We start from the raw sequence: 4,018 nt of genomic DNA, 5'->3' as shown, positions 1-4,018 counted from the left end.
GTCGAAAGGCTCATGGCTTTTTTGTTCCAATACTTCACCAGCGGGTTTTGCCGGTTGATCTCTGCGCAGATATCTTGAACGGTTTTAAAGCCGGGACGAAAGAGGAACACCCGCCCCACCATGGAGCTGTTTTTCCTATAAATATTCTTGATAGGTGCAGAAGAGGTGAAGAAATTTTTCTCGCCGCCGCGGAATACGGAAAACTTGCCCGGCACAATCACCACACCGTTGCCGCACAGATCAATGCCGCTGATTCCTTCCCGTTCAAGCTCCTGTAATTGTTGTTCACTGAGGAAGGGCCGAAACAGCAACGGCCCCCAGCCTTTCGGGAGAGACGAGGCCTTCAGCATGATGAGACCATTTTGAAACGCTTTGGGCGTCGAAAGGGATTTGCACTCAACAATGAATTTTGCTTTGTTTTTACCCCATGATGCCTCAAGCAGGGCATCGAAACGGACGGCACCCCCTAACCCTAACTTCTGCCCGCCTTTCAGCAAGCGAAAAGAGAGCGGGGGCAGTGAAACCTTTCCCCTTCGGAGTTGTTCGAGCATCTCTTTTTCTGTCGGCAATTTCCTGAAAACCTCCATTTTCCTGTTCAAGAAAATATCACTTTTTAGGAAAACAAACAAGTTTTTATTTTGTGTTGTGCTTCTATCCGGCACTTAAACGGTTTCTTTAGGGTTTATCGTGGGGAACATAAGGGGCTTTTAGGTGAATCTTGTCCGCAGTCATGAGAATGAGATAATTCGATTCGATACAAGTAAGAATCCAGTCTGCTTGTCTTGGCCTCATCCATAGCTTTTAAAATTGGTGTTGATTGCCAGGAACTTTCAAAATGAACGCACCCTCTTACAATGACTCCACGATGCCACTATATCATGCAAAATGCAGGTACTATGAGAATCGAAAAAGAACTTCTTCAAAATTCCTTACCTTTCCGTTGTGGAACTCGATCCCTTCGTCTTTGAGCATTTTTATTTTTTTCTGTATCGCTGCTCCCGATGTCTTTCCTTGAAATCCCCCAATCCGACCGGATGTGGCAACAACCCGGTGTCAGGGAACCTCGGGCGCATAGGGGTTTCTTCGCATGGCCTGCCCGACCCCCCGATAGGCCCTTGTTTTCAGGGCATGGGCAATTTCCTTATAGGTCGTAACGCGCCCTTCAGGCACCTTCCTTAAAAGATCGTACGCCTTATCGGCAAAGGTCTTCATTTTTCTCTCCTCTCTTTGATACATTGAAATATTTGGAAGGGGGATTCAGGGGTGTGCCCTTTGGCTCTTAACGCCCAATGGAAAGAGCCAAGAGCTGATTCATGGCTATAATGTTGTTTTTGGCCCCCGAAAGTGCAATATAGCCCTGTTTTAAGGAGTAAGTTTAAACCTATTCTCTATATTTCTGGTAAGTTAGCTTGGTCCGACCCGGAAGCCCCAGTAAGTTAGCTTGGTCCGACCCGGAAGCTACGGAAGCCCCATTCTCTTGGTCCGACCCGGAAGCCCGGCACCATCCCCAGCAGGAGGAGGTTGCCTTTCATAACATCGAAGTCGGAAGCGATGCGCCGCCAGGAAAAATGAAAGACGAGTCGCCCGAAGGCAACATCAAAGCTTAGCATCAAGGCAAGCCAGAAAAATCCCACGATCATGCTCTCCCTGTTACTGGATGGTCCGATCCATGGGACAGTAAACCAGCCGATAATCAAAATGATGACCGATCCTGTAAAAACCCCTACGCGGCGAGCGCCAAGCCGGTGGTTTAATAGTTTGACGCGAAGAATGCCGTGCAGCGTCTCCGCGAATGCAATGCCTATCCAAGTGAGCAGGGCTTTGAGGATCATATTTTTCATAATAAGAAAGAACGCTATTGAATTATGAGGGCAGGTTAATCTTTCTGATCAATGGTCAAGGAGATTGCCGGAAAGACCCTGCCTCTCTTTTTAAGCTTTGAAGCGCTTGATGAATCGGCAAAACATAAAATTCTGTTTTATCCCGGAGGGCGTCAGATGATCTTCGGCAAAACTATCAACCATCGTAAAGTTGTTTCCCAACTCATTTTCCAGAGCTTCCTGGCTGTATCTGACGACAGGAAGTCCGCTACATTTCGGCGGAGCATCCGGGCTAAATGTTGATATAATCAGATGGCCATTTAGTCTTAGGGCATGATTAAGAGAATTTTTATATCCTTCTCTGTCCTCAGCTTCGGTTAGAAAATGAAATACTGCGCGATCATGCCAGATGTCATATTGCTTCATGAAGCTATATTTTGTGACGTCTGCCTCAATCCAATTAATTCTGCCTGATTTTTCGCCAAGTTGTGATTTCGCCTTTTCGATTGCGTTTCCCGAAAGGTCAAAAACCGTTATTTGCCTGTATCCCTTATCCAGAAGGTGTCCGGCAAGCGTTGACGTACCGCCGCCGATATCGATAATGCTGCCATCAGTGCCCACGCCGGTATCATTGATCAGTTTCAGGGACCGTTCAGGATATGCCTGATACCAGCCGACTTCGGTAGATGCGTTTTTTTTATAGACACGCTCCCAGTGATCTTTTGGGTCCGGTTTAAATAGTCTCAATTTAAATACCTGTTATAATTTTATCCTGATTTATGACAACTTGTGAAAGTATCCAATCCATGCACTCCACAGTTCCGTACCGGGTCCGTTTTAATTCAATCACCACGTGTTTTTTCAAAAGATTCTCGCCCTTCTCGGAATGCGAAGATGGCTATCAAGACCGCGCCTATGGAATCAATTTCTCCTATTCCTGTCAATTCAAAACCTACGCTGGATAAAAGAAGGGTGAATGAAAGATAGAGACAGGCTCTCGTGCAATTAGCATCTTCCAAGATTGCCTCAGAATTCAATTGCTTTCCTACTTTAACCTTAAAATAGATCAAAACCCACATTGTGAAGATGGATATCACCGCAATTACAATCCCCCAAAATGTGGTTTCAGGTCGATGACCCTGGTATAAATTAACACCGGCAGTAATTAATAGGCCAGCAGCCAGTACATAAAACGCCGTGCCAGTAATCCGAAGAGCTTTTATTTCAAAAGGTCCGGGATCGGCATCAGGGTTGTGCTTCATGCGTTGAATCATATTCCAAATACCAATCCCCGACAAAACCTCAACAAAGGAATCGATACCGAAACCGAAAAGGGAGAGCGTTTCGTCCTCCATACCGAAAAAAACCGATACGATCCCCTCAATCAGATTATAAAAAATGGTGATTTTAGCGAGCAGAGAGGCTCTTTTGTATAGATTTTGCTTCGGATGATTGATCTCTGGGGAAGAATTGGCAGAGGTTTCCATTCATAATGTCCTTTTGATATCGCAAATGAATAAGTGATCAATCCGCTTTTTGTTGTATTTAAAGAATTTCGGCAGCGGCAAGTAGGCCAGCCCTAATGATTAAATTTTCGGGTATTTTCTCATACGTGTCTTTATCAACTATCAGCGTTCTACAATCGGAGTCCCCGCATGCATCACAACATTGACTTTTCCCAATGGTAGCCCCGATCCAGGCTTCCAATGGCTTTCCGTCAACCCAAATTCGATTTGATTGTAATGGATCTTTTGTGAAGGTTGAAAAGTCAAGCGCTTCTTTTTCTAATTTCAATTCTATATCTATTTCTGCAAGTGCCTTTTTGAGTTTATTAAATGCATTTTGCGTTGAATCTCCTGTAGCAAGACATCGTTCGCAAGTTTCTCCTTTTTCATTTACAAGTCTTTGCCATCTGACAGTTAATGTTTTCATTTTTACACCTTACATTCTGATATGTTTTCAAATTTAAAAAACTGGTTAGACTTTACCACACTGTTCTGGGTCAAATCCAATTGAAATTCGATGAAAATCGACAAGTTAAATGCTAAATATCATAATAAATGTACTAAAACCACAAGATACTGAATTTTTTAAAAAATTAAAAGGAGGGCTGGCTTTGGTCAGGAATTCTCGGTGAGGGATTCAGCGGGATTTGATAACGGAAACGAAAGAACAAAAGGGTCGGGTAGACGGACACG

General features: G+C 44.3%; 6 protein-coding genes. All 6 read right to left on the bottom strand.

Features of this window, described 5'->3' with window-relative positions:
- A partial coding sequence (locus tag P1P89_22540; GenBank protein ID MDF1594300.1) for a hypothetical protein occupies positions 1–569 on the bottom strand: 569 nt, incomplete at its 3' end.
- Between the two features lie 484 nt (positions 570–1,053).
- Entirely contained in the window at positions 1,054–1,212 is a 159-nt protein-coding gene (locus P1P89_22535) for an MGMT family protein (GenBank protein ID MDF1594299.1), read from the bottom strand.
- A 224-nt stretch (positions 1,213–1,436) separates the two neighbouring features.
- A complete protein-coding gene (locus P1P89_22530) occupies positions 1,437–1,841 on the bottom strand; it encodes a hypothetical protein (protein MDF1594298.1) in 405 nt (134 codons plus the stop codon).
- Between the two features lie 90 nt (positions 1,842–1,931).
- Entirely contained in the window at positions 1,932–2,567 is a 636-nt protein-coding gene (locus P1P89_22525; GenBank protein MDF1594297.1) for a class I SAM-dependent methyltransferase, read from the bottom strand.
- A 95-nt stretch (positions 2,568–2,662) separates the two neighbouring features.
- A complete protein-coding gene (locus P1P89_22520; protein ID MDF1594296.1) occupies positions 2,663–3,307 on the bottom strand; it encodes a cation transporter in 645 nt (214 codons plus the stop codon).
- Positions 3,308–3,365: 58 nt separating this feature from the next.
- Positions 3,366–3,752, bottom strand: coding sequence for a DUF2703 domain-containing protein (locus P1P89_22515; protein ID MDF1594295.1), 387 nt, complete (start codon positions 3,750–3,752; stop codon positions 3,366–3,368).
- Positions 3,753–4,018 lie beyond the last annotated feature (266 nt).

This window comes from Desulfobacterales bacterium, from assembly GCA_029211065.1.
Lineage (GTDB): Bacteria > Desulfobacterota > Desulfobacteria > Desulfobacterales > JARGFK01 > JARGFK01.
Note: the sequence above shows the minus strand (reverse complement) of the source record. Positions and strands in the feature narration are given on the sequence as shown.